This window comes from Nostoc sp. (genome assembly GCF_036918245.1).
Classification (GTDB): Bacteria; Cyanobacteriota; Cyanobacteriia; order Cyanobacteriales; family Nostocaceae; genus Nostoc.
In genome coordinates, this window is record NZ_JBALEF010000022.1 from 39,780 (window position 1) to 64,131 (window position 24,352).

Below are 24,352 nucleotides of genomic sequence, written 5' to 3' on the forward strand. Positions count from 1 at the left end.
GGGATTTACCCAAAAAAGCCGCATCCAAGGTGCGATCGCTTTAGCAAAGACAATTTTCAATCTGTCACACCAGGAGTTGACAGATATAATTACTTTTTCGACCAAAAATTAAACAATTGTAATAACGATTTCCTAAAAGGAAAGAGACTTTAAATCTTACTCCTCAACGCTAGTAGAGGAGCCAATCCGTTGCAGAAGTTCCCCCCGTTAAGCAACGAACTAGCGCTGTATTGGATTCAACACAGAAGCGCTATATATAGCGTTTTTCAAGTAAATGACTTACACAGGTAGGGGCACAACATTGTTGTGCCCTTACAATAATCTGTACCTCACCTTGGCGTAGCCTCTCGTAGAGAAGTTGCAATTTGCTGTATATATATCTATTTTAATGAAAAATATCCCTTGTATTTGGCATAATAATATTTGAACAATTCCCTATTTTATAAACAAAAATACCTAAAGTTCATTAATCTGGAGAGTAATAATTATATTTTCTGAATCTCAACACACTGAGGGCTAGAAGAGATAAACTAAAAAAAAAGAAAAATTAAAAATTAGTAATCACAATATAATAAATGTTAAGAAAATGAATTGTTGATAACTTTGATAACAGCGTAAACACTTTTTTATAGTCAACATCAAGCAGAATACATAGATGCGGATAATTGGACATATCAACAACAAAAGGTACCACCCATGAGTTCCCGCGCACTGCTGTTAGTAAATCGTCATGCTCGCCAAGGGCAAAAGGGTCTGTCACAAGCGATTCAATATCTGAAAACACTTGGTTTTGATTTAATTGAAGAGTCTACAGAAGATCCCCAACATCTTGCTGAAGTTATACTTCGCTATAAGCATCAAGTTGACTTGGTAATTATTGGCGGAGGAGATGGTACTTTAAATGCCGCAGTAGATGCTTTAATTGAGACTCAGTTACCTTTGGGAATCTTACCTCTAGGAACTGCCAACGATCTAGCGAGAACTTTGGGAATCCCAAATTCTCTCAACGAAGCTTGCAAAATTATTGCAGATGGACATTTACACCGCATCGACTTGGGTTGTGTAAATGATAAGCACTTTTTTAACGTTGCAAGTATGGGATTGAGTGTAAAAATTACCCAACGACTTACCAAAGAAGTCAAGCGCCGTTGGGGAGTATTTGCTTATGCTGCCACTGCATTGCAAGTGATTTTGGAAGCCAGACCTTTTACAGCAGAGATTGCGATCAACGGTGAATTAATTCGCGTCAAAACAGTGCAAATTGCTGTCGGTAACGGCCGCTATTACGGTGGTGGTATGGCAGTGGCTGACGATGCCACAATAGACGATCAAAGGCTAGACCTTTATAGCTTGGAGATTGAACACTGGTGGCAGGCTATATTACTACTACCCGCAATGCGACAAGGGCGACATATACATTGGCAGAGTGTACGCTCCCATCAAGGTCAAGAAATAGAGGTACATACTCGCAAACCGCGCCCTATCAATACAGATGGTGAAATCACTACCTACACACCTGCTCATTTTCGGGTTATACCTAAAGCTATAGCTGTTTTAGTACCCCTGGAAAGCAGGAGTTAGGAGTCATTCAATTTTAGATTTTCCTTCAATCCAAGATTCAAAATCTAAAATTGGCAAAGTTTAGAAGTTATTCTTCCTCATCTCCTTTTACCACAAAGTGGAAACTCGCATCAACTCACGCTAAATGCATCTGAGATTTTCTCAAGATATAAAGTCCCTGCTGCAACGCCTAGCTGAACAACCTCTGACTCTAGGTGATATTTTGACAGAAACCTCAGAACGGGGCTTTAGTTTGGTAATTACATTATTAGTTTTGCCTTTTTTACTTCCTATGCCACCGGGATTAACTGGCCCATTTGGTGGTGCTTGTTTACTGTTGTCAGTGCAAATGCTTTTAGGAAGGCGATCGCCTTGGCTACCGAAAAGAATCGCTAACTACAAATTTCCTCGTTCCTTCGCCCAGTTACTTTTGCAAAACTTGGGACGGCTTACCAAAGTTTTCCAGAAAATCGCCCGTCCCCGATTAGCAAAAATAGCTCATAATCCTTTAGTTTGGCGAATTAATGGGTTTTGTATCTCTTTATTAACAGTATTACTAATATTACCAATCCCGTTTACAAATCCTATCCCGACTATCGGTATTTTACTTTTGACTGTTGCCACTATCGAATCTGACGGTTTATTAATTTGCATCAGCTACGGTATTACAGCCCTAATTACCTTGCTGTTTGGATTTATTGGTTATGCAGTGTGGTTAGCTCCCAGTTTGCTGCCATCGATATTTAAATAATAAAAGCCCTCAGCCAAAAGCTGAAGGCTGTAATTTTTTAGGGTGCATCTACCATTTATTAATCCGCTTTATTTATTGCCATATCCGGGAAAATTATACTTTTGAACAAATTTATTTTGTTCCTGAATAAAAAAGTATTAGCAATAAAAAAGCCTTCAACTAAAAGCTGAGGGCTATAATTTAATTAAGGTGCATCTACCATTTATTAATCCGCTTTATTTATTGCCATATCCGGGAAAATTAGACTTTTAAGCAAATTTATTTGATTCCCAAATAAAAAAGTATCAGCAATAAAAAAAAGCCCTCAACTAAAAGCTGAAGGCTGTGATTTAATTAAGGTGCATCTACTATTTATATATCCGCTTTAGTTATTGCTGCATCAGGAAGAATTGAAAAAAAATGGATAGCTGTGGAATTGATTTCGTTAGCTACAACGGTAGTACTAGCCTGAATGAGGATCACCTACGGTATTTGACTAGGTAATCATTGACCAACTTCACATTAATTTTACAATTATCCCCATTTTACTCTGAATACACAAAGTTTCTGTTAATATCTCTGATTCAATATCCGTAATAGTACGAATTTAGTTTATTAGTTGGGTATATGACTATGAAAGTTAGACACACCCAACTTGATGAAGCGATCGCAATTTATATTAGCCCTTGCTAGTCTTAGTATTGTCGGGGGAAGCTTTTTTCTGAGAACAACTTTTAGCAATACTAGTGAGCCTAAAATCATAACTGATACATCACGCTATAAAGAAATACGTAATCAACTATGGTCTGATAATGACCAAATAAAACATTTTCCTAATGAGATTCCCCCTGATGCTAAAGACGTTCGTATTGCTTACTCTCCCAAAGTTTTGCAAGGAAGTAGTTTTTTTCAAATTAGGTTAAAAGAGCCACCAAAAAAGATAGAAAAATTACTTTCACAATACAGAAATAGTGCCAAGCACAAATATAGAGGTGGTAACACAAACGACCATATAAACCAACCTAATGGTGTGCCGACAACTTTCTTCTACACTAGTGACTTTCCTACAGAATCTTTTCCAGCTACTTATGAAATATTGGTATTAAATACAGATGACAAAGGTAGACCTGGTTTCAAGTGGAATCATGGAGATAGCTACGGCGTCGCTATTAATAGTTCCACCTCAGAAATTATCTATTGGTCTGAAAAATGGTAATTAGCAATTCAAAATGAATTTGAATCGCCATGAGAAAAATCATTATTTGTGACATTGGACTTAATAAACTTCTTACATGAATCAAAAGCCCTCATACTAAATCCCTCTCCCAATCTTGGGAAAAGGGGTTGAGGGATGTAGCAATATACCATAGACAAATTTTGCATTTGTGCAAGAGTCTGCTGCTTTTACCCTTTTGGATATATCACTTTGGGTAGTTAAAACTTATAGTCAGCATAGCTAAGATTTATAAGCGCTTAAAAACTATCTGAATATGTAGAATGCCAACTGCTTTAATTACTGGTGCCTCTAGTGGTATTGGTAAAGCCTTTGCTCAAGAACTAGCTGCACGCAAGACAAATCTTGTACTCGTTGCTCGTTCTGAAGACAAACTAAGCCAATTAGCTAAACAACTACAAGAACAACACAACATTCAAGTAGACGTTATAGTAAAAGACCTCACAGAACCTAATGCAGCTGCTAGTGTATTTGAGATTACAAAAGCAAAGGAATTAACTATTGACTTATTAATCAACAATGCTGGTTTTGGTTCTTATGGTGATTTTGCTGAAGTGGATGGAGAAAAACAAGTTAAAATCGTACAATTAAACATTTTGGCATTGGTAGATTTAACCCACCAATTTCTACCATTGATGCGGCAACGTCGTTCTGGAAGTATTATTAACGTATCCTCTATTACCGCATTTCAACCAATACCATACCTTTCTGTTTATGCTGCCAGTAAAGCTTTTATTCTCAGCTTTAGTGAAGCGTTATGGGCAGAAAATCATCAGTATGGTGTGCGTATTTTAGTTACTTGTCCAGGGCCAATAGAAACAAACTTTTTTGCAGAAGCTAATTTTCCTCCAGCGCTGGCAGGCAGTGCAGATAAAGTCTATTCTTCCGAAAAAGTGGTTTTGGAATCTTTAGAGGCTTTAGAAAAAGGCTATCCAACTGTTATTAGCTCTGATAGTACCACTCAAATTAGAAGCAAATTATCTCGGCTTGTACCGCGCAAACTTTTACTGAATATGTTAGCAAAACGCTTTAAAGCCTAAGTATTAAGTATATATTTAGGAGTTAGAAGTAGAGACGCGATTAATCGCGTCTGTACAAGAGTTAAGAAATTAGGAGTTGGGAGTTTGGAGTTTAGGGGTTTGGAGTTTGAGGTTAAATAAACAGGTGAATTTTAAACTCTTAACTCTTAACTTATTACATATACCTTGTTAATTGAACTCGGTAACGCTCTTTTTTTGTAACGGCTATTTCCCCAACTTCTAAACGCCCTTTAGAGCGAATAGCGATTAAGTCGCCTGATTTGAGTTGAGAACTAGCTTGGGTAACTTCCTTCCAATTGACACGGACATCACCAGCATCGATAAAATCAACCATTTTGCTGCGGGACATACCAAAACCAGCAGATGCGATCGCATCTAATCTTAAAGAAGCCTCCACAGTCGTTAATTCTTTTTTCTTGGGTTCCCGAACCTTTAATTCAGCTACCTCAATCTGCTGAGTTTTCACAGGAACCGATCGCACCTGTTTCAGACTCATTGACAAAAATTCCACCAACTCTGGTGCAACAATCGCCTGCGCCCCTCGTTCTCCTAAGACAATCACATCTCCCGTTTTTTCACGAACAATTCCCGTCCCCAACATTGCGCCTAAAAAGTCGCGGTGAGAGGCGGTATCAAACAGGAAATTACCAGCAATTTCCACGCCTACAAGGCTGACTTGAGATTGATCTAACGGAAGTTCTGAACGAGCGATCGCTACTCTTTGGCGTTCAGCTTGCGGATATCCACCCCACGCCACCAATTGCACTTCTGTTAATCGGTTAAACACCCGTTGAATTTCTGCCAATTCTGGGGGAGATAGAAAATCTGTCAAAACCACTTCCCAAGTTTTGATCGCTTGCTCTGCTTGATCGATTACACGAGCTACACTATCTCGATTTTCAACACCTTTTAAAAGTTCTTCTCGTGGCAACATTCTTAAAAATTATGAGTTATCAATTGAGAATTAATCTGCTATAACTATCTTGATTCTAGCTTTAATTCCCATTTCTACAGTTCCCGTGAGATTAGTTAGCCTTTATACTTGGGATTTGTTTGCGATCACAGCGGCTTATGCCATCTCCAAAGAACAGGAAAGTAACTCAAGCCGCTGTCTCATGATGTGTAAACTATGATTTATTCAATACACAGTATTTGTGTCGGCATAACCTTGGATATTTTCTGGATCAAACTGACGTAATATTTTGGTTGCTTGGCGAGTAAGAGTTTCAGAACCTTGAACGGCGACTAAATATTTACCTGCATCTAAGCGGTTGCGATAAGGTAAAGCATCACCACCACCTATAAGTAAACCGACTCCGCCACCGACAAACACACCACCCATCGCACCACTAGCAGCACCCAGCAGTCCGCCAACAATGTGATTGCCAACTTCACCTGCCCAGGCAAAAGTATCTAAACCAGTAATGAGGCTGAATGTAAAACCTGCAAAAAAGCCAAATGGTATCAGCCAGGTTGCCATCTGTTTTGCTTGCTTTTTAGCCTGCTCTTTGGGGTCAATTAAGCCAAACTCATCAGCCGTTTTATACCCCCTCCCCAAAATAGTGCTGTTAATGCCTTCTTTTTCTAAAGCTAAGTAAGCAGCTTCGGCTTGAATCCGGTCTGGTAATACGGCAACAAGGTAATTCATTGATTTTACAATTTGTCTAATAGAAGTTTTGCCTTAATTAACAGCGTATCAGTCCTGGTCGATTGAACCTCGCATGACTAGAAGTCACATACCTGAATTACTCCAAGACTTACATCGGAGTTAGGAGGCTCACATCTTGCACCAAAGCACTAGAAGGACTACACAAACGCAGTGAAAGTTTTCCCAGAGGGTACTCTGTCTGCGCGGACTAAGGTCAAATTAAGGGTTTTGAAGCCGCTTTGCGTCTATGTTCGGGTAGCCGCGATTTTAATCTCACGATTAAAATGCAGGCCGATCATTTTAGCAAATCTAGTGGCTCACAAAAATTGTTTACGCCTTGCTTGAGGACATATAGCAAAACTGGCGTTGCCAAAATCTTAGGAAATGTTGGCGTTGTTTTGAGATGTTCCATCATCTTCTGAAGAGAAGTATTAAGTAAATCTTCTCGATATTCTTGTTCGCAAATGACCACACGCCATTTTCTCGCCAAGGCATCTAACCACTCGGAATTTGCTCTTTCTGGTTGTTGTCCTGCTCGGATAGCTAGCGTCATCGCTGCATCTTCCAAATCTCCATCACAGTCTTCAATTAAATCCAGCGCTTCCATATCGCTAGGATCGTCTGCCAATTGAGAGCGAAACTGTGCAATTTCTTGAGATGTTACTTTAGTCATGAGTCTTTGACAAGGCAAGCGATCGAACACTCAGTTATGTTAGTCCAAATTTGACTATAGCGCTTCTCTGTTAAGTCCAATACAGACCTCACAAAAACAACTCCTTCACTACTACCTTTCCCTAACCCTCTTTTAAGAGGAGCGGAAAAACTTTTGTTACTGGAAGAAGGGGAGTAAAATTCTCAGCCTAGAATAGTAGTCTATTATCGATAGACTCTTATCTTTTAGCGATCGCTAAAGGATTTCTAAAAAATCACAATTTACAATACTGCCTTTTGGACTAAAAAGCCTCATTTATCCAGTAAATACACTGGATAAATGAGGCTTTTAGCTAGCTTTTTATCAGAAACGCTACTGGACTGTGTAATGCCCTGATAAACACAACAGCAGTCAAAAGTATTGATTCAGTTGAGTTTCAGCTAATTAGCGGAATGCTCTGAGGGTAACAGACCGTTGTAACTGAGCTAAAGCGCGGTTGTAATCCAAAATTGCTGTGACTCGATTACCTTCAGCTTGTGTGAGGTCATTTTCAGAGTTAATGACATCAGTTTGAGTACCTACACCAGCTTGGAATCGCAAACGTGCTAAACGTAGAGCTTCCCTGGCTTGTTCTAAAGCGGTATTAGCGGTTTGAACATTCTCCAAACTAGATTGCTGGGTAGAATAGGCTTGTTCTACCTGAAAGCGAATTTGGTTGCGCTGTTCAGCAAATTGAGTTTCTGCGATCGCAATATTAGCTTTCTGCTGATCTGCTCTTGCTTTTGCTGCTCCTCCATCAAACAAATTTAGGGTTGCCCTGACTCCGAATGAATAACCATCAGTAACACTGACATTATCATCGAACTGATCTAGCAGATCGTAACTGGCGACCAAACTAACTTGAGGGCCTAGTTCTGCAAGAGCTTGTTTACGCTGTTGCTCATTAGTATTGCGTTGTGCCAACTGCTGTTGCAGTTCTGGACGATTTTGATAAGCCAACACAATACTTTGTTCTAGGGTTGGGTTCCAAAGACCAGCTAATTGTACAGGGTCAGCCGCACTGATATTTATTGCTTGCGGCAAACTTATCCGAGTTGCTAATTGACGACGGGAAATTGACTGCTGGGATCTAGCATTAGTTAAATTTTGTTGGGCATTTGCTAAATTCACCTGCGATCGCAACACATCGAACCGCGTACCAACCCCAGCTCGCTCTAAAGCTTCTGCATCACGCAAACTAGCTTCGGAGTTTTGCACAGCCGACTGGGCAATCCGTACTTGTTCATCCGCTTGTTGCAGATTGTAGTAGTCAGTGGCAACATTCAGACGGATTGTCTCAAACTGAGTTTCTACAGCCAACTCATAGAAACGTACCTGTTCTTCAGCCGCTCTGATGCTAGCTTGCACTCTCCCAGAACTATAAAGGTTATATGAAAGTTGTGCTTGACCAGAAAAAGATGTACTAGGTTGATCTTGGTTAGATAATAAGCCATTTCGCCCACTTAATTCGTCCTGAAGCTGACTACTAGCAGACTGACTACGAGTCAGATCCGTGCTAACTCCCAGAGTGGGCAATAAAGCAGCTTGCGCCTCGCGTAGAGTTGCTTTATTGCGTTCTAGCTCCAATAAGGACACCTGTAGATCGTGATTGTTACGCTGTGCTAGCTCCAGAGCCTGTGCCAAAGTAATCGGCTGATTTCCCTGAAGTTGCACTTCCTCCGGTTTGGTGGGAAATTGCAGAGGATTTGAGTTAGGAATCAGGTTCTCTGGAATTTGTACCCGCCCTGACGGCACTGGAGTTACGGTTGTTGGTACATTAGCAGGTTGCACCGAACCCCCTGGTGCAGGAGTTACGGTTCCTGGCGCAGTGAGAGTTGGCGTCGAACCTCCTGGCGCAGGAGTTACGGTTGTTGGTACATTAGCAGGTTGCACCGAACCCCCTGGCGCAGTGAGAGTTGGCGTCGAATCTGTCGGAATCGTGGTATTACTCTGAGCCAAGCGACCAATAGCATTTTGTTGTAAGCAGGTGCTTGAGGTTAATAGCAAATCAGCCAAGGAGTCAGTTTTGCTTTTGCTCAACTCCTGTGGACACCTCTGCGCTGACAACAGTTTTGCTGCACCTGCACCTGTGGCTGAAGTTTGTAAAAATGTTTGCAACTGAGTAACAGTATTTATCTTTTGAACCACTGGCTGCTGTGCAGAAGACAGGGACAAAATTCCTTTTTGGACAGAAGGGGGTTTTGAAGTGTAGTTGGGAACTACTATCTTCTTTAATTTCTGCTCATAAGCGCTTGAATTACTCTGTTTTTGGTTCTTTTGAGCTTGGGAAGGATTAGAGGTAGGTGTCAAACTGAAAAATCTACCTTTATCTTTCTTAAGTAGTTGTTTTATTGGCACAACAGTATTTTCAGCCGTAAATACGGGAATACTGTTATCATTTAAAGGTTTCAGACTAAGTTTAGTAAAACCCAAAGCAGGTACTAGGGTTGGAACACTAACATTTGCACTGTTAGGCAGTTGCCTATTCATGGTATCCACAACCAAGCCTTGACCATAAGTAGAAGTCAAAACACTAGGAGAAGATGCCAGTTGTATCCCAGTTAGTTTCGCAGTACCAGCCCAAGCAGGCTGAGTTGTTAAAACCGCTGCCGTTACACCAGGTAAGAAGCTATAAAATAATTGCTGTCCTTTCACCGCATCCCTCACACGAAAATCAATCTAGCGGCAGAAAACCTTTCTTCACCACAGAATATAGCACGATACTAAACTTAGGAAAGAATATACTACGATACTAAATTTAGGGTTCGGAACTCTGTTTGTCTTCAAAACGTCTAACAATGCGAGAAAGTTCCGCCTTTTCATCGATACTAACGCGAGTAGGAGCACCGCTGATAATCCGTTCGTAGTTTCGGAAAGAATCTTTAATTTCGGGCCCGTCAGCAGTAATATTATACTCACGAATGCCCTTATCATGCCAAGACCCGCGCATTTTGAATACGTTAATTGCCCGCGACATTTCTCCGCGAATTTCTACGTACTGTAACATCAGAATTGTATCGGTAATCGTGGAAATATGAGAGTCAGTAATCGAATGCGCTCCCATAAATTGGTCGGTTGTGTTGGTAAAGAAACCAGTAATTTCTTCTTGTTTAGCATAACCTGTCACACCAATTACAAACTGCCGAAATGCATTATTCGTAACTCCTCTAGCTAGTGCTGATAGAGAATCAATGGCAATCCGAGCGGGTTTGAAAATAGCAATTTCTGATTTAATAATTTGTAAGTGGTCTTCTAAACCAGTTGATTCAGGATAGGTACAGATTATTTTGAGTAAACCTTGATGTTCTAATTCTTCAAAATCAATTCCCCAAGAGGAAGCATTACGAGATAGTTGGGCGCGTGATTCTTCATAAGCAAATAATATCGCCTGTTCTCCATTGAGGCAGCCATCTTGAATAAATTTACTTACTAACAGGGTTTTGCCAGTACCTGTGGCTCCTGTTGCCAAAATAATTGAATCTTTAAAGAAACCACCACCGCACATTTCATCTAAAGTTTTGACACCAGAAGATACTCTGACATTAGAAGAACGTTGAGTCAAGCGCATTGCTCCAAGTGGAAAGATGTTAACTCCTTCATTAGTGATCGTGAAGGGATACTCGCCTTTCATGTGAGTTGTGCCGCGCAACTTGAGAATTTCAATTGTGCGGCGGCGGCGTTCTCCTTCTAAAGCGTTGCGAACAATTACTACATTATCGGAAACAAATTCTTCCACTCCAAAAGAGGCAACAGGCCCATACTCTTCACTACGTTCAGTGGTAATTAGAGTGGTGACACTTAGTAGTTTGAGACGTGCTACTAAGCGAAAAATTTCGCGTCGCACTACTCCCATCGCTTCATACTGCTGAAATACTGCTGTTATTGAGTCGATTGAAACTCGTTTAGCTTTGTATTTGCGGATGGCATATTGCAAACGCTCAATCAGTGCAGAAAGGTCAAAATTTCCAACGATATCTTGACCTTCTGGATCGGGAGATGCGTCAAGAATAAACAACTTGCCTTCTTCAATTAAGCGGGGCAAGTTCCAACCAAAAACATGAGCATTTTTAATAATATCACTCGGTGATTCCTCAAAGGTAACAAATACTCCTGCTTCATCAAAATAGGTGATACCGTTATAGAGAAACTGAAGAGAGAATAAAGTTTTGCCTGTGCCGGATGTGCCGCTGATCAAGGTAGTTCTACCAATTGGTAAACCACCATGACTAATATCGTCAAACCCTTCGATCATCGTCCGAATTTTTTCTATACCCCCAATTTTCGGTGGTTGCTTTGGTTCTAGTTGCTCGTTTTCACTCATTGCTTGATAACAAAAGGGGATTCAAACCTGTTTTTTTATGACTAAAGTTTGGACTCAATTTTTTATAATTAAAAATTTACTCTTCAAAATCTTCTTCACTCAGTTCTTCATAGAGCAAATCCAATCCAATCAACACTCTTTCTCTATCTGAAAGATCCCCAATAATTTTGCGAACGGGTGGAGGCAAAATTTTAGATAATGTTGGCGTTGCCAATATTTTATCTTCTTCCGCCAGTTGCGGACTTTTCAATACATCGATCACTTTTAAAGCATAAACACCTTCAAACTCCTGCTCTAAAATATCTTTGAGTGTTTTTAATGCCCGGACTGAATTTGGAGTATTTCCGGCTACGTAAAGCTTAAGAACGTAGGTTTTTCTGGCTTTAATCATATACTTAATAGCTAGTCATGAGCATAAAAATAACAAGAGGTGTTCGCGCATTGGGAGTAACTAACAGCAGTAGCTTATTCCAATTTTAATATAAAGCGATAAACTTAATTTATTTAGAAATCGAACTTCTATAAACTTCGCACAAGTGAGCCAAGACATCGATCAACGTTAGGCGGTAATCAAGTAACGTTTCATTGCTCCTACCTTCTAATTTTAGCTGGTTAGAAAATTCTTCAATTATCTCCATGTGAATTTCGATTATTTGGGGCACAGGAATATTAGCATAAAATATAGTATTGATAAATTTATCAATTTTATCTTTGAGTGTTTTGTCTGTAGTAAAATAATCTATAAGAATCAGGCTATAATCTAATTTAAGCTGTCTTAATAATCCTTGTCTTTCTGCCGGAGTCATCTCCTGAAAATGCTGTTGACTTTTTTGCATCTGACTGGCAAATACATGAATGTACTTGCTAGTGTATGCCTTCCTTGGATTTAGTGGCAGCCAATTTGGTAAGTAGTTGATTTTTCCAGAGGTCGTTGCAGCAACAGGTAAGTAGCAAAATTGGGTAATAATTCCGTCCATCAATTTCCCTACCCACGTACTCAAACCTTTTAGGTTGGCTAAGTCAACTGGATTATTTAAGCATTTGTTAACATTAGATTGCAGAATCAATATCGGTAATAACATCTATTGTTGAATATATCTCCTTGATCGCCCTGACCAATAAACGCGGGCTGATAACTTTGGGTAACGCTTGTAGGGGATACTGAGTGTGCAGTCAACTGGTGATTTAACCCCAAAATAACGCTCTATGTGAGCAGATAGTGCTACGCACTTAACAATCTAGTGCAGCAATTAACTGGTAGAACTTAGTAGGTCTTTGATCATGAGGTATCCGTCAGCATAGCAAGACACAATAATTAACTCATGATTTACATATCTCTGTATATAAATAGATATATTTTTTTATTTTGCTCCTTGATAAGATACTTAAACGAACTTAAAGGATTGTCGCATTCCAAATCATTATAATTCCTCAAGGTTCTAAAGCGAATCTTTGGGGCCATAATTGTTTTAGCCGTCGCTATCGATGAGGAGTTTAAATACCAGTAAGACACTGGGGAGGCTAGTTGCTAGAAATGAGAAACGTCGCCTCTTGGAAAAATGCACTCGTTCGCAATTCCCGTGTCCGTAAGGGGAAATCCCGTTGTTTTAATGGCGTTGAAATAACCAGAGTTGCTTATTATATGAGTCTTCTTAGAGGATATGACTTCAGGCGAAAAGACCATCAACTGGCAGATGGAAGTGCTGGAGGGTTCCACGGGAAGAATGACCCCCAAATCCCTATGTTAATGCTAGATTACCCGCTTTATGACTTTCAGGCAACCGTACCGAGCTGCCTCCAAACAAGTTCTCTGGCAGTAGTGTTGGAGATTTTTGAGCAAGAGCAGTGCGATCGCTTGGTAGTAGTGAATCAACAGCAATGCCCCATCGGATTGCTGTATTCTGCCCGTTTAATCCCAAAATTATTAGCACAAAGTGACGATAAAAATCTAAATTTACAACAATCGCTCTCTACCTGGGGTCAAGGTCTAATTGAGCCAATACAGACAATATCAGCTTCTGAGCGTGTAGAGCGATTAAGCTTGCGCTGGTGCGATTCACAAGTCGAAAAATCCCAAAACTTAGATTGGGCGCTGATTGACTCTGAGGGTCGATATTTGGGGCTGCTAGATAGTTCACGCCTGTTGCGATCGCTGGCTCAAGAACGTATGGCTGGCTTACAAAGGTCTAGCGAGCATCGCCATGAGTATGATGGTGAACCAAATGAATCCAATTTGTTAAAACACCAGCCACTGGTACACTTGCTAGAAAGACTGCCTTGGCCTTTGATGTTGCAAACGGGTACTGGTGAGGTGGTAGCGCGAAATCCCGCCTGGTGGCAGCAATTAGGAACCTTGAAAGATCCAGAAGGGGTTAGGCAACAGGTGGAGGCAATACTTGTCCCTAAACGCTCCGAAATAGCAGAATATGCCACCCAACCAGCAATCAAAGTTCATCCCAATGGTAGGGAAAATGAGCATAGTGGTGAAGAAGAACTGACTCAGCAAGCAGCATCAGGTAATGCTGCATACAGCCGATGCTATTTGGATAGTCAGGTGGGTACTTGTACCTGCGTTGTCGAAGTGCAAAATGGTCAAGAGCAAATCTGGCAGTTTGCCAAAATTCCCTTAGATAGTCCTGAGTTTAAAGTTATGAGTGCCGAAGAGGAGATTGCACTCAGCACTGATTTGTGGTTGATTTTAGCTACTGATGTCACTGAACAGCAGCAACTTTGTAAAGAACTAGCAGCGAAGAATGCCGATTTAATTCAACTAAATCGGTTAAAAGACGAGTTTTTAGCTTGTATTAGTCATGAACTCAAAACTCCCCTAACTGCCGTTTTAGGATTATCGCGCTTGCTAGTAGATCAGCACTTGGGAGAACTTAACGAGCGTCAAGCCCGTTATGCGGGACTGATTCATCAAAGCGGACGCCACCTGATGAGTGTGGTGAATGACATTTTAGATTTGACCCGGATGGAGACGGGACAAATGGATTTGACGCTGACTCCGGTGAAAATTCGGGCTGTGTGCGATCGCGCCCTATCGGAAGCCAAAGCTATCCACACTCAAACCACCAAAGCGACATCTGTCTCGCCACCTGCAAATGCCCGTTCATCTGCTCCCCAATTCTGTCTTTCCATTGAACTAGGCTTAGATCAGATGGTGGCAGATGAGTTGCGCTTACGCCAGATGCTAGTACACCTACTTTCCAACGCCTTTAAATTCACCGAAATATCTGGCGAAATTGGGCTGCGGGTAAGTCGTTGGGAAGGATGGATTGCCTTTACAGTTTGGGATACAGGTATTGGCATTCCTGAACACCAGCAACACTTAATCTTTCAAAAATTCCAACAACTAGAAAATCCCCTCACTCGCCAATTTGAAGGCACTGGTTTAGGGCTAGTATTAACTCGCGCCTTGGCTCGCCTCCACGGAGGAGATGTCAGCTTCTTATCCCGTGAAGGTAAAGGTAGCCAGTTTACACTACTTCTGCCGCCCAGTCCTCCGAAAACAGGCTTTTCGGAACCAGATATGGGAATCAGAGAAGACGAGGAGACACAATACCAACCGACACGGGAAAATCTCGCCGCCGCTCGTCAGCATCCTAGTACGCCCACACAGCATCATCTTACGAGTTCGCAACGATTGGTTTTGGTAGTCGAGGCAGTAGCCCGATATATTGAAGACTTGACCGAACAACTCAAAGGTTTAGGATATCGGGTAGTGATTGCGCGATCGGGGACAGAAGCAGTCGAAAAAGCGCGGCGCTTGCAACCAATAGCGATATTTTTAAATCCGTTGCTACCTTTGCTATCAGGTTGGGATGTACTGACTTTACTAAAATCTGACACCGCAACCCGTCATATATCTGTAATTGTGACAGCGACGGCAGCCGAAAAGGAGCAAGCATTTGCTAACCGAGCCGATGGTTTCTTAAGTTTGCCAGTAGAGCATCAGGTCTTAGCACCAGTTCTAGAAAAATTATGTACTGCACAAGTAATACCGCAGATAGGGTTAAATAATAGTGAAATTATCCCAACTAAAACCCCACTGCGAATTCTCAGGTTGGTGAATCCCCAGTTAGAATCCGTCAATCCCCACCCCTCACTTCGAGAACATCGGGTGATTGAAGTGGATGACCTAGATCAGGCAGAACTTTTGGCGCGGGTATGGCAGTTTGATGTGATTTTGTTAGATGTCGAAAGTACCACCGCCCAAATTTATTTGCAACAACTAATTGGACATCCACGTTTAGCAGCTATACCACTGGTTACTTGTGATGTTGCAACTACCTTAATCGCTTCTAAAATACCAGGGCTATCTGTATTTCCTTACTTAACACCATTTGCTAAAGACAACAGCAGTCGCACTGAGAAAACAGATGCTTTACTATCAGTACTAGAAATTGCTTCTGGTATTTGCTGTCCTGCTAACGTCTTGGTAGTGGATTTGACAATGCTACGGGATTTCCCCCAGGTAAGACGTAAGTCAGCTAAGGGTTATCGGACAGAAAAAAATTGCTCAATTAGTAGTGAAACTGCTGAACGGGGATCTGAATGGTTCCAAGCTTTAATTCAATACCTCCAAACAGCAGGCTTCAAAGCAGCGATGAGTCCTTGTTGGGCAGAAGTGTTGCAACAGATTCGCCATGAAAGCGTTGATTTACTGCTAATTTGTTTAGGAGAAACCTCTATCCACAAAGATGTGCTCAAAGCACTGAAAACATTGGGAGATTCACCTTTAAAGTTGCCACCAATTTTGGTATTAAATCAGCGATTAAATCGCTCAGAAACCAGTTTCCATGATCAGGTAGCTGATCAGGAAATCGACAAAAAGAAGAAGAATGGTTTGGAATCTATAGAAACTGTTGTTAGTGCGATCGCTACCCAAATATTACCGCGATCGATATCAATGGAAGACCTCTTAAACCAGATCAATCAAGCTTTAGCTGTCAACGGTTACAATCACAAATGTTAATGAGGTCATTGGTCATTAGTTATTCATCAAAGGACAAATGACTAATGACTAATGACAATTTATGATATGTCGATTTTTTGATTTTTCATTTTCTTAAAAGGAACTCGAACCAAGTTATAAGCACCCTTGGTCGATAAATTCTTGTAATCATCTGGCTGTAAGTCCATTTGTAAAAACTTTTTCTGTTCGGTCAACAGCAGCACTGAGGAAGGTTTTAGTCCTTTAGCAGCCTGGTTTTTAATATGCTCTACAGCCTCTTTGGGAAACTTTAAATAATTTACGTGGATGTGGCTGTAAAATACCACACTAGGCTTTTTGAAGCCAAGCATGATCAATTCTTCGTTTGGTTGTTTTGCTTCTAGAATGACCGCAGACAATTCCCTTAAGGGTAATTGACGTTCTCGATCGATAAAGAACGAAGCAGGCGTTAAGACAAAAATTATAAACGCCACAAACCCGATTAAATTAATACTGATAATGTAGTTCCAGCGGCGACTCAATAATAAACCTGCAACCAAAACAGCACAAACTAGCCAAATTATACCCGCTATTACTGGTAAACCAGATTGCTCAATTAGTTCGTGGAAGTTACTTATCGCTGGATCGGTACCTAATATATGGGTTATGTTGAGCAGTGCTGTTGCCAGAACTGATAAAAATACTACATTCACCCAACCACTCATTCGCAGCAAAGACGCGGAGATGGACGGAGTGGGAGAGGCGGAAACAGGACTTGTTTGCCGTGTCTTTGAATCTGAAAAAAGGTCGCTCCACAACAAGGCTACCAAAATTGCTGCTGCTGGCATTAAAGGCAATACGTAGCTAGGGAGTTTAGTAACGGCAATGCTAAAAAAGGCAAAGATGCTAGCAAACCAGAACCAGGAAAATAAACTAAATTGCTGAAAACGTTCAAGGGATCGCCAATGCGATCGCTGCCAAAACTTTAGTCTGATTATAGAAGCTGGTAAATACACTGAGTATGGTGCAAAACCCAACAGCACGACTAAAAAGTAAAAATACCAAGGTGCTGAGTGACCATTAACTACTTCTGTAAAGCGTTCCAGGTTGTGATAACCAAAAAAGGAGTTAATGTAATTCCAGCCATTGCGCCAAATTACTAAGGCATACCAGGGCACTGACAAAGCGAGAATTATCAGTATACCTACAAGAAGGTGCATTTCCCGCAACACTTCTCGCATTTTACCCACGTAAAGCAAAAAGGCGGCAACAATTAGCCCCGGCAAAACAATTCCCACTGGTCCTTTGGTCAAAATTGCGCCAGCAATCAGCACATAAAAAGCTAAATACCACTTATTAGGAAATGGAGAGGTTGCTTCGCTTTGGGATTGGTGATTAGGGGTTAGGGATTGGGAAAATTCCTCCTCACTCCTCAGTCCACTGCCTTCTGTTCCCAGTTTCCCAGTCCCCAGTCCCCAGTCCCCAGTCCCTCCCTTCCCTGCATACCCTAGAAAGAAACATAACAAAGCCGATGCCATGCATCCGGTGAGCAGCATATCAGAGACACCCGTTCTCGCCCAAATAATAGTTTCGGGATTGAGTGCCATGAGCGCTGCTGCTATAAAAGATGTTAAGTAGCGACGAGTAGGACGTGAAACTTGCTCTAATTCGTCTTGTTTAGCCAGATACCACTGGATGGTGTAAAAAGCTAAACAAACTAAGCCGAATGCTGCGATCGCAGAAGGAAGGCGTACTGCCCATTCATTCACGCCAATCAGATGATATGCGATCGCCTGACACCAGTAAATTAAAGCAGGTTTATCGAAACGAGTGTCACCATTGAAAAATGGGGTAATCCAATCACCTGTGACGAACATCTGGCGGGAAGCTTCGGCAAAGAGCGGCTCTGTCTCATCAATCAAGCCAGTGTTGCCCAAATTCCAACCAAAAGCCACCCAGCCAACCACCATCAACCATAAAATCGACACAGCTACACTAAGGGCTGGATTTTTTGCTATTTTGTTGAACCACCGATCAACAGTGTGCTTAACACTCAATTTCATTCTCATTTAGTCAATAGTCAACAATCACTAATCAATAGTCGTTAGTTATCTATCTTTTGTTCTTGGGAGTTTTTAATTCAACAATTTTCCTCTATCCATTACTTAACACTTTACCAACTGTCGGGTAAGCATGTAAAAATAAAGCTTTGAGCAAACGGTAAACAATGCCCACTCTACAACAATTGCTTCTGTACTCAATATTTACCACTTAGCAATATTTATTGACTCAGCACAAGTTGCCATTCTCTGTTTTGGGAATTCCACTTAGGTAATTGAGTTTCGCCAATAATATAAGGGCCCCAGTAACGACGGGAACCATCTTGTGCAAAAGCAACTAAAACATCTCCTTTCTCTAGCTTTAAATTATTCTGAGGTAGGGATAGAACCAGTCCTTTCTCACTACCTTCTTCGGGAGCAAAATCCCAATGTGCCGGTACATCGTGGTGAGTTTGTTTTTTACTAGATCCTTTTGCTACTGACTGTCGTGCCAGCAGAACCAGCCGCACAGGCTGATTTGTTTGATTGCTCATTCGCAAAGTCCCTTGATCCTTGGCAATGCTTGCTGATTTATCACGCTCTGCCAAGACAGGATAAGTATTCTCTTTACTGCTGTGTTCTACTTGATTGGTTGGGGTAGGTGCTGGTGTAGATAGATTAGCGGAAATACCTTTTTCAGGTACAACCGAGGTTGTCTGCCACTGTTGAGTTTCTGTTGGCAGTTGTGAAGATGTATCTGGGTTTGTATCTGGATTGGTAGACTCAAAAGATACACTCACTCCAAAGCATCCCACCAGAGCAACAAGCAGTCCCAAGCACAAAGCTGTAATACCGACGTTACGATACACTGAGGATTTCATATTGATAGTTATTAGAAATAAATATTTTGTCTAGGCTTGACCAAATAGTAGCCTATTATCCCAAAAGGCAATCACACAAAATAGCCTAATATAGATTTTCCTAAAATTAGGAACACGAATGTATAATAAATATCATTTTTATTAGAAAACATTTGAAGGATATAATCTCTTTGATGTTTGAAAAACAAGAGGTACAGACACCCATTACTTGGAATTTTGACCGTAAGTATGGATAAAAACAAGATAATTTGATACCTACTCAGCCAATTCATTTGTATAAAAAAAATAAAAGTTTCCTGGAACCGCTAGCGGCCTCTACAAGACATCCTTTGCTAAACGTCAGATAAATCTAAGTAGTATATTTTCTCTTATGCTATGAAAAGCTACCTTAAGAGGATGTTTAAAAAGTGCTTGGTGATATACCAATAGCTTAGAGATCCTCCTTCCTAAATCTATGCAAGTCCCTTCTCCTGTTGGGAGACGCTACAAGTAGCTTACTTCCGTAGATGAATACAAGTCAGGAAAGCCACTTAATGGACTCGCTTCCTTTAAAAAGGGGAATTTTGAATCATTTTCCCATTTTTTAAGGCTTGCTCGTGGGGATCAAACTAAATATTTATTGTTTCCAAACATCCTCTAAAAAACGATACTTCTGAAGAAGATGATAGAATGGTCAAATTTGAATAAACACTGGAATTGCAGTAGATATATACAATAGTAACAAACAAGCTGATGCTAAAACCAATATCCTCCTTACCTTAATATAGATATATTTCAAGATATTTTGACTTTTCCCAGAAGTCCCTTTGATGCAAAACACTCGTCTCAATAACTTGTTCGATGCCATTGCTACACGCTTTGGGCAATGGTTTTTAAATCCTTGGCGACGACTATCGTTGCTGATAATTAGTTTTTTGTTCGGTTTTTTTCTGGGAAACGCAGTTTCCACTACAGCCGGACAACGGGCAGAGTTAGACATTGTGGCAGCTGGTTTTTTAGTCTTGTTGACGGAAATTACCAGCAGAATATTTTATAGTCGCAGCTTTTTGGATAAGCGATCGCTCTTGGTAGACTCACTAAATCTCCTGAAAGTTGGTTTCATCTACAGCCTGTTTCTCGAAGCTTTTAAGCTGGGATCGTAGTGAGATGGAGAATTTATGAATTTGTGGCTGAGTGTTTTGGCAACCAATGAGGTGGGGGAAACTTGGAAGCAGGAAGCAAGAGAAGCAGCGCTGGCAGATCGGTTAAGGGCAAAAGCTTTTGGCATCGCGCCAGAAAATGTTGATGAAATGATCGAAAGGCGATCGCATTTACTAAAATCTGTCTTTCCAGCTTTTAGCGAATTCTGCCAAGCTACTCTCCAAGTACAACCCCAGGAAATGTTACAGGTATTGTGGGACTTGTGGCTGCCTTTGGGGATCAAACTAGCATCGCAGCGCCAACAGTTGGAACATCCTCTGATTCAAGGAATTTTGGGAGGACAAGGCACTGGTAAAACCACAATGTCCAAAGTTCTCATTTTGATTCTCGATCATTTGGGATATCGGACTGTGAGTTTATGTTTGGATGACTTATATAAAACTTACAGCGATCGCTTGGTTTTAACACAGCAAGATCCCCGCTTAATTTGGCGCGGTCCACCAGGAACTCACGATCTAGACTTAGGCTTAAATGTACTAGATCAAATTTGCCAGTCGCAAAGTCCAGTGATCCTTCCCCGCTTTGATAAATCAGCTTTTGGAGGTGCTGGCGATCGCACTACTTCCGAAATGGTGATGGATGTAGATATTGTACTATTTGAAGGTTGGTTTGTGGGTGTGCGACCAATCGACCCTAATTTATTTGATACCGCACCACCGCCAATTGTCACAGATGAAGATAGAGCATTTGCCCGTGATATGAATCTTCGCCTCCACGATTATCTACCACTCTGGGAGCGATTAGACAGCTTAATTGTGCTTTATCCCATTGATTACCGCTGTTCTTTGGAGTGGCGTAAACAGGCGGAACAGCAGATGATTGCTGCGGGGAAATCGGGAATGAGTAATGCAGAGATAGAGCAATTTGTCAATTATTTTTGGCGATCGCTGCACCCAGAATTATTCATCACGCCGTTGGTAAGAGATGCGACAGCGGTTGATTTAGTGATTGAGATTCATCCCGATCATAGCTTTGGTCAAGTGTATTGCGATCGCACTTAGGCCGTTAATTCTCAAGCAAACCAGGTAAAAACACTATAATTTGCTTAAAGCGTGATTTATCCTACTCCTTAGAACAAAAATGCCAGAGGTATCGTTAAAGCTTTTCTTTTCTTACTCTCACAAAGACGAAGCTCTACGAGATGAACTAGCTAAACACCTGAGCATATTAGAACGGCAGGGTGTGATTTCAAGCTGGCACGATCGCAAGATACTACCTGGAGAGGAGTGGGATTACCAAATTAATGATAATCTAAACACCGCCGACATCATTCTGTTACTCATCAGTTCAGATTTTCTTTTTTCTAAATATTGCTGGGATGTCGAAGTTAAGAAAGCAATAGAACGTCACCATGCTGGAGAGGCTTGTGTTATCCCGGTTATTCTGCGAAGTGTTGATTGGAATGGCGCACCGTTTGGAAAACTTCAAGCTTTGCCTAAGAATACTGAACCTGTAGTATCAAGGAATTGGCATAATCAAGATGAAGCCTTCACAGATGTAGCTAGAGGAATTCGGGCGGCTGCTGAGAAGCTAAAGAAGGAAAGAGACGAACGGCAAAAACAGGAAGCAGAAAGGCTGCGACTACGGGAACAAGAAGAGGAAACCAGAAAGTTACAACAACAGAAAGCAGAAAGGCTGTGGCTACAGGAACAACAAGAAGAAGCAGATAGGCTACAAAGACAGGAAGCAGAAAGACTACAAAGACAACGAGAACAAGAAAAAGCCGATAAGCTGCGACTACAACAGCAATCTACTAGTAACGACGATCTCCTCTCTGAGAAAGGTGTAGACTATAGGCGGTTGCGCGATTTACTTCAAGCTGGACAGTGGAAAGAAGCTGATCAAGAAACTCTGGCTGTTATGCTCAAAGCCACTGGCAGAGAACAAGAAGGCTGGCTTGATTCTGAATCTATTAATAACTTCCCTTGCACTGACTTACGCACTATTGACCAACTGTGGGTAAAATACAGCAATGGGCACTTTGGGTTTAGTGTGCAAAAGTGGATTTGGGAAAACGTTGGAAAAGACTACGAAAAGTTTGGCGATCGCGTCGGATGGCGAAAAGGAATGTTTTTGAATAAAGAGTGGCGATTATACTCATACCTGACCTTTACACTAAATTCTCCGCAGGGACAATTGCCGTGCCGATCGATGGAGCGGCTTTTTGGCGGTGTAGGGAGACTTGGTGGGAGGAAGGGTGGTTTTATGGGCGGAGTTGGGATTTTTTGTTGTCTCTTCTCTCGCGTCGAAACTTGTGAAGTGTAGCATATAAGGCTTACAAGAAATTGTGAAGATTCACAAACAAGTAATTTCGCACGAAGTATTGCGGTTTCTACGTTTCCGTTACCTGGTACTGAGCAGAAAAAAATTCTTCTTGTTGTGCTTGTAGTACAATGCAAGCTTTTTGGCTGTCATAGCAATTAGCAAATATAAATTTGCTCGCTACTTTTTCTATTTCTTGGTTACTTGCTTCCCATTTATCCCAAAGTAGTCTCATACTAATTCGTAATTCGTAATTAGACAAGTTGTAAAAAGCTCTCTCGGTAATTTTAACTAGTTGGGAAACCTCTAGCTTGAAAAATCTGTTCAGCGGTTAAATTCAATTCTGGAAAAGTAGGAGAGACTATGTGATCTGTACCTCTAAATTGAGTAACTTGGTATTCACCATCGATTAATTGATAAATAGATATAGTGGGTAGTTTAGGATTACCAATAAACTTTCTAGCACTTATAGCAGCGTAATCTATAATCCAATATTCAGGAATACCTATAGCTTCATAATCAGCTAATTTTTTGTAGTAATCATCCCGCCAATTAATACTAACAACCTTAATAACTAATGGAATTGATGCAGCTTGACTTACAGTCGATTCTTTTTTCCACAAAGGTTCATTCACTAAATTTGGTCGATTGATTATTAATATGTCTGGTGAATAGCTTTTAAAGCTGACAAATTGCTTTTAAAACTTGTAGCAACTGATTTGAACGCTCTCTTTCCATTAAATTTAATTCTGGTAACAGATAATAAATAGGGGGATTTTCTTGTTCGATATAGACAAACTGATAACTTCTACCATTAGTCGTTAATCCCCAAACTGATTTTTGATTATCTAAATTTTTATAAGCGTATGTGAGTAGCTGAGGCAAACCTGTTGATATATCAATCTGACTATTTTTAGATTCAATTAACAATACCCAAAAATATGTTTGAGGCTTTGTATGTTTAGATTTACTAATAGCTAAAATATCAAATCTTCCTTTAATTTTGATATCTTCATCTTCCACTTCAATATCAGTAATATTCTCCTCCAAAACAATCTCAATTGGATAGCGATAAAAACCAGCTAATCTTAATAAAGGGGCAACTGCAAGAAACTTTACCTGACCTTCAGAAACTTTTCCTGCTGTAAGATAGCGTCGAAAGTCATTTCTAATTTGCAGAAGTTCCTGCTGTTCTGCTTCCGTGAGAGATTCTAGAGATAAATATTTAGAAAAGGAGTCACTGTATTGTTCTTGAAAATCAAATAGACGCTGAACTTCTTCTAAGGATAAATTACGAGCGTTAAGAATTGTCATATATTTTTGCTTGATTAAGGCTTATATAAAATTGTGAAGATTAACAGATAATATAAATATTAGAGACAAAAATAGTAATTTTGTGTTCTTCTGCTAAATCAAAAATCCGACCAGGAATTCCTACCCATAGCAAACCCGAAATCCAAACACTGACATCTAATACAATCCTCATGCTTTCGACCGTTTTTCCCGGCGCATTTCCTTAACAAGTTTACTAATTTCTGACAATGAGGGTTGCTGTAAATCTGGTTCAGATTCCTCTAATCTTTGCGATAATTCACACCAAGTTAGAGGGTTGCGAATTTTTTTCAATACAATTTCGTCTTCTGTAATTGATATTACATATTCATCGCCAGCACTAAGTTTTGCTTGGACTTTTGCTGGTAGTTCCAATTTACCTTCTGCTGTCACTTTAACGAAAATATCTGTTTCCATTATGGAATTTTCCTTATTCAGGCGCAACTCAATCTAAATTCCCTATATAAAACCTATCTTA

Annotated in this window: 20 protein-coding genes and 1 pseudogene; 8 read left to right on the forward strand and 13 right to left on the reverse strand. The window is 40.7% G+C overall.

All coding sequences use genetic code 11. The features are described from left to right. The first annotated feature begins 696 nt into the window (after positions 1-696). The 4 genes from V7L12_RS05050 to V7L12_RS05065 all read left to right on the forward strand — a co-directional run bounded on the left by V7L12_RS05050 (position 697) and on the right by V7L12_RS05065 (position 4,564). Positions 697-1,581 (forward strand): lipid kinase, encoded by an 885-nt coding sequence (locus V7L12_RS05050; protein ID WP_335082674.1) that lies wholly within the window; start codon positions 697-699, stop codon positions 1,579-1,581. Between the two features lie 124 nt (positions 1,582-1,705). Further along, positions 1,706-2,311 (forward strand): exopolysaccharide biosynthesis protein, encoded by a 606-nt coding sequence (locus V7L12_RS05055; protein WP_335082676.1) that lies wholly within the window; start codon positions 1,706-1,708, stop codon positions 2,309-2,311. Positions 2,312-2,948: 637 nt separating this feature from the next. Beyond that, entirely contained in the window at positions 2,949-3,506 is a 558-nt protein-coding gene (locus V7L12_RS05060) for a hypothetical protein (protein WP_335082677.1), read from the forward strand. Between the two features lie 281 nt (positions 3,507-3,787). Then, a complete protein-coding gene (locus V7L12_RS05065) occupies positions 3,788-4,564 on the forward strand; it encodes an SDR family NAD(P)-dependent oxidoreductase (protein WP_335082679.1) in 777 nt (258 codons plus the stop codon). A gap of 154 nt (positions 4,565-4,718) precedes the next feature. On the opposite strand, the gene V7L12_RS05070 is transcribed toward V7L12_RS05065, so the two are convergent. The 7 genes from V7L12_RS05070 to V7L12_RS05100 form a co-directional block, all read right to left on the reverse strand. Further along, complete coding sequence (locus V7L12_RS05070; RefSeq protein ID WP_335082680.1) at positions 4,719-5,498, reverse strand: photosystem II S4 domain protein; 780 nt, start codon at positions 5,496-5,498, stop codon at positions 4,719-4,721. 204 nt (positions 5,499-5,702) lie between these two features. Continuing rightward, complete coding sequence (locus V7L12_RS05075) at positions 5,703-6,212, reverse strand: hypothetical protein (protein WP_334825155.1); 510 nt, start codon at positions 6,210-6,212, stop codon at positions 5,703-5,705. Positions 6,213-6,507: 295 nt separating this feature from the next. Next, on the reverse strand, positions 6,508-6,885 hold the full coding sequence (locus tag V7L12_RS05080; RefSeq protein ID WP_099099288.1) for a hypothetical protein: 378 nt from the start codon (positions 6,883-6,885) through the stop codon (positions 6,508-6,510). A gap of 423 nt (positions 6,886-7,308) precedes the next feature. Continuing rightward, positions 7,309-9,558, reverse strand: coding sequence for a TolC family protein (locus V7L12_RS05085; protein WP_335082682.1), 2,250 nt, complete (start codon positions 9,556-9,558; stop codon positions 7,309-7,311). Between the two features lie 103 nt (positions 9,559-9,661). Next, the gene (gene kaiC, locus V7L12_RS05090; protein WP_335082684.1) at positions 9,662-11,224 is read right to left on the reverse strand and encodes a circadian clock protein KaiC; all 1,563 of its coding nucleotides are present in this window, start codon (positions 11,222-11,224) and stop codon (positions 9,662-9,664) included. 76 nt (positions 11,225-11,300) lie between these two features. After that, positions 11,301-11,615 carry a circadian clock protein KaiB gene (gene kaiB, locus V7L12_RS05095; protein WP_069069132.1) on the reverse strand — a complete coding sequence of 105 codons (315 nt, stop codon included), beginning with the start codon at positions 11,613-11,615 and terminating at the stop codon, positions 11,301-11,303. Between the two features lie 109 nt (positions 11,616-11,724). After that, entirely contained in the window at positions 11,725-12,306 is a 582-nt protein-coding gene (locus tag V7L12_RS05100; RefSeq protein WP_335082686.1) for a KaiA family protein, read from the reverse strand. A 659-nt stretch (positions 12,307-12,965) separates the two neighbouring features. Between V7L12_RS05100 and V7L12_RS05105 the strand changes: the two genes are divergently transcribed. Continuing rightward, a complete protein-coding gene (locus V7L12_RS05105; RefSeq protein ID WP_335082775.1) occupies positions 12,966-16,202 on the forward strand; it encodes a hybrid sensor histidine kinase/response regulator in 3,237 nt (1,078 codons plus the stop codon). A 59-nt stretch (positions 16,203-16,261) separates the two neighbouring features. Here V7L12_RS05105 and V7L12_RS05110 read toward each other — a convergent pair whose 3' ends face one another. Both V7L12_RS05110 and V7L12_RS05115 read right to left on the reverse strand, forming a co-directional pair. Continuing rightward, positions 16,262-18,229, reverse strand: coding sequence for an ArnT family glycosyltransferase (locus V7L12_RS05110; RefSeq protein WP_335082688.1), 1,968 nt, complete (start codon positions 18,227-18,229; stop codon positions 16,262-16,264). A gap of 212 nt (positions 18,230-18,441) precedes the next feature. Further along, positions 18,442-19,080 (reverse strand): hypothetical protein, encoded by a 639-nt coding sequence (locus tag V7L12_RS05115; protein ID WP_335082690.1) that lies wholly within the window; start codon positions 19,078-19,080, stop codon positions 18,442-18,444. 809 nt (positions 19,081-19,889) lie between these two features. On the opposite strand from V7L12_RS05115, the gene V7L12_RS05120 reads away from it, so the two are divergent. The 3 genes from V7L12_RS05120 (at position 19,890) to V7L12_RS05130 (ending at position 22,545) form a co-directional block, all read left to right on the forward strand. After that, a complete protein-coding gene (locus V7L12_RS05120; RefSeq protein WP_335082691.1) occupies positions 19,890-20,222 on the forward strand; it encodes a DUF565 domain-containing protein in 333 nt (110 codons plus the stop codon). Between the two features lie 15 nt (positions 20,223-20,237). Beyond that, positions 20,238-21,281 carry a glycerate kinase gene (locus V7L12_RS05125; protein ID WP_335082693.1) on the forward strand — a complete coding sequence of 348 codons (1,044 nt, stop codon included), beginning with the start codon at positions 20,238-20,240 and terminating at the stop codon, positions 21,279-21,281. A 79-nt stretch (positions 21,282-21,360) separates the two neighbouring features. Next, positions 21,361-22,545 (forward strand): GUN4 domain-containing protein, encoded by a 1,185-nt coding sequence (locus tag V7L12_RS05130; RefSeq protein WP_335082695.1) that lies wholly within the window; start codon positions 21,361-21,363, stop codon positions 22,543-22,545. A 284-nt stretch (positions 22,546-22,829) separates the two neighbouring features. Here the strand turns inward: V7L12_RS05130 and V7L12_RS05135 are convergent. From V7L12_RS05135 to V7L12_RS05150, 4 genes and pseudogenes are all read right to left on the reverse strand, one after another. Then, positions 22,830-23,219 (reverse strand): annotated as a pseudogene (locus V7L12_RS05135) (Uma2 family endonuclease); the annotation flags it as partial. A gap of 1 nt (position 23,220) precedes the next feature. Next, positions 23,221-23,856, reverse strand: a complete 636-nt coding sequence (locus tag V7L12_RS05140; protein ID WP_335082697.1) for a restriction endonuclease subunit R — start codon at positions 23,854-23,856, stop codon at positions 23,221-23,223. Positions 23,857-23,896: 40 nt separating this feature from the next. Beyond that, the gene (locus tag V7L12_RS05145; RefSeq protein WP_335082699.1) at positions 23,897-24,028 is read right to left on the reverse strand and encodes a hypothetical protein; all 132 of its coding nucleotides are present in this window, start codon (positions 24,026-24,028) and stop codon (positions 23,897-23,899) included. Beyond that, a complete protein-coding gene (locus V7L12_RS05150) occupies positions 24,025-24,291 on the reverse strand; it encodes a hypothetical protein (protein ID WP_335082701.1) in 267 nt (88 codons plus the stop codon). The genes V7L12_RS05145 and V7L12_RS05150 overlap by 4 nt, the downstream gene beginning before the upstream one ends. Positions 24,292-24,352: the final 61 nt, after the last annotated feature.

Coding starts and splice junctions, on each gene's coding strand:
- V7L12_RS05050 (WP_335082674.1), top strand. CDS start 697: ATGAGTTCCCGCGCACTGCTGTTAGTAAATCGTCATGCTCGCCAAGGG.
- V7L12_RS05055 (WP_335082676.1), top strand. CDS start 1,706: ATGCATCTGAGATTTTCTCAAGATATAAAGTCCCTGCTGCAACGCCTA.
- V7L12_RS05060 (WP_335082677.1), top strand. CDS start 2,949: ATGAAGCGATCGCAATTTATATTAGCCCTTGCTAGTCTTAGTATTGTC.
- V7L12_RS05065 (WP_335082679.1), top strand. CDS start 3,788: ATGCCAACTGCTTTAATTACTGGTGCCTCTAGTGGTATTGGTAAAGCC.
- V7L12_RS05070 (WP_335082680.1), bottom strand. CDS start 5,498: ATGTTGCCACGAGAAGAACTTTTAAAAGGTGTTGAAAATCGAGATAGT.
- V7L12_RS05075 (WP_334825155.1), bottom strand. CDS start 6,212: ATGAATTACCTTGTTGCCGTATTACCAGACCGGATTCAAGCCGAAGCT.
- V7L12_RS05080 (WP_099099288.1), bottom strand. CDS start 6,885: ATGACTAAAGTAACATCTCAAGAAATTGCACAGTTTCGCTCTCAATTG.
- kaiC (WP_335082684.1), bottom strand. CDS start 11,224: ATGAGTGAAAACGAGCAACTAGAACCAAAGCAACCACCGAAAATTGGG.
- kaiB (WP_069069132.1), bottom strand. CDS start 11,615: ATGATTAAAGCCAGAAAAACCTACGTTCTTAAGCTTTACGTAGCCGGA.
- V7L12_RS05100 (WP_335082686.1), bottom strand. CDS start 12,306: ATGTTATTACCGATATTGATTCTGCAATCTAATGTTAACAAATGCTTA.
- V7L12_RS05105 (WP_335082775.1), top strand. CDS start 12,966: ATGTTAATGCTAGATTACCCGCTTTATGACTTTCAGGCAACCGTACCG.
- V7L12_RS05110 (WP_335082688.1), bottom strand. CDS start 18,229: ATGAGAATGAAATTGAGTGTTAAGCACACTGTTGATCGGTGGTTCAAC.
- V7L12_RS05115 (WP_335082690.1), bottom strand. CDS start 19,080: ATGAAATCCTCAGTGTATCGTAACGTCGGTATTACAGCTTTGTGCTTG.
- V7L12_RS05120 (WP_335082691.1), top strand. CDS start 19,890: ATGCAAAACACTCGTCTCAATAACTTGTTCGATGCCATTGCTACACGC.
- V7L12_RS05125 (WP_335082693.1), top strand. CDS start 20,238: ATGAATTTGTGGCTGAGTGTTTTGGCAACCAATGAGGTGGGGGAAACT.
- V7L12_RS05130 (WP_335082695.1), top strand. CDS start 21,361: ATGCCAGAGGTATCGTTAAAGCTTTTCTTTTCTTACTCTCACAAAGAC.
- V7L12_RS05140 (WP_335082697.1), bottom strand. CDS start 23,856: ATGACAATTCTTAACGCTCGTAATTTATCCTTAGAAGAAGTTCAGCGT.
- V7L12_RS05145 (WP_335082699.1), bottom strand. CDS start 24,028: ATGAGGATTGTATTAGATGTCAGTGTTTGGATTTCGGGTTTGCTATGG.
- V7L12_RS05150 (WP_335082701.1), bottom strand. CDS start 24,291: ATGGAAACAGATATTTTCGTTAAAGTGACAGCAGAAGGTAAATTGGAA.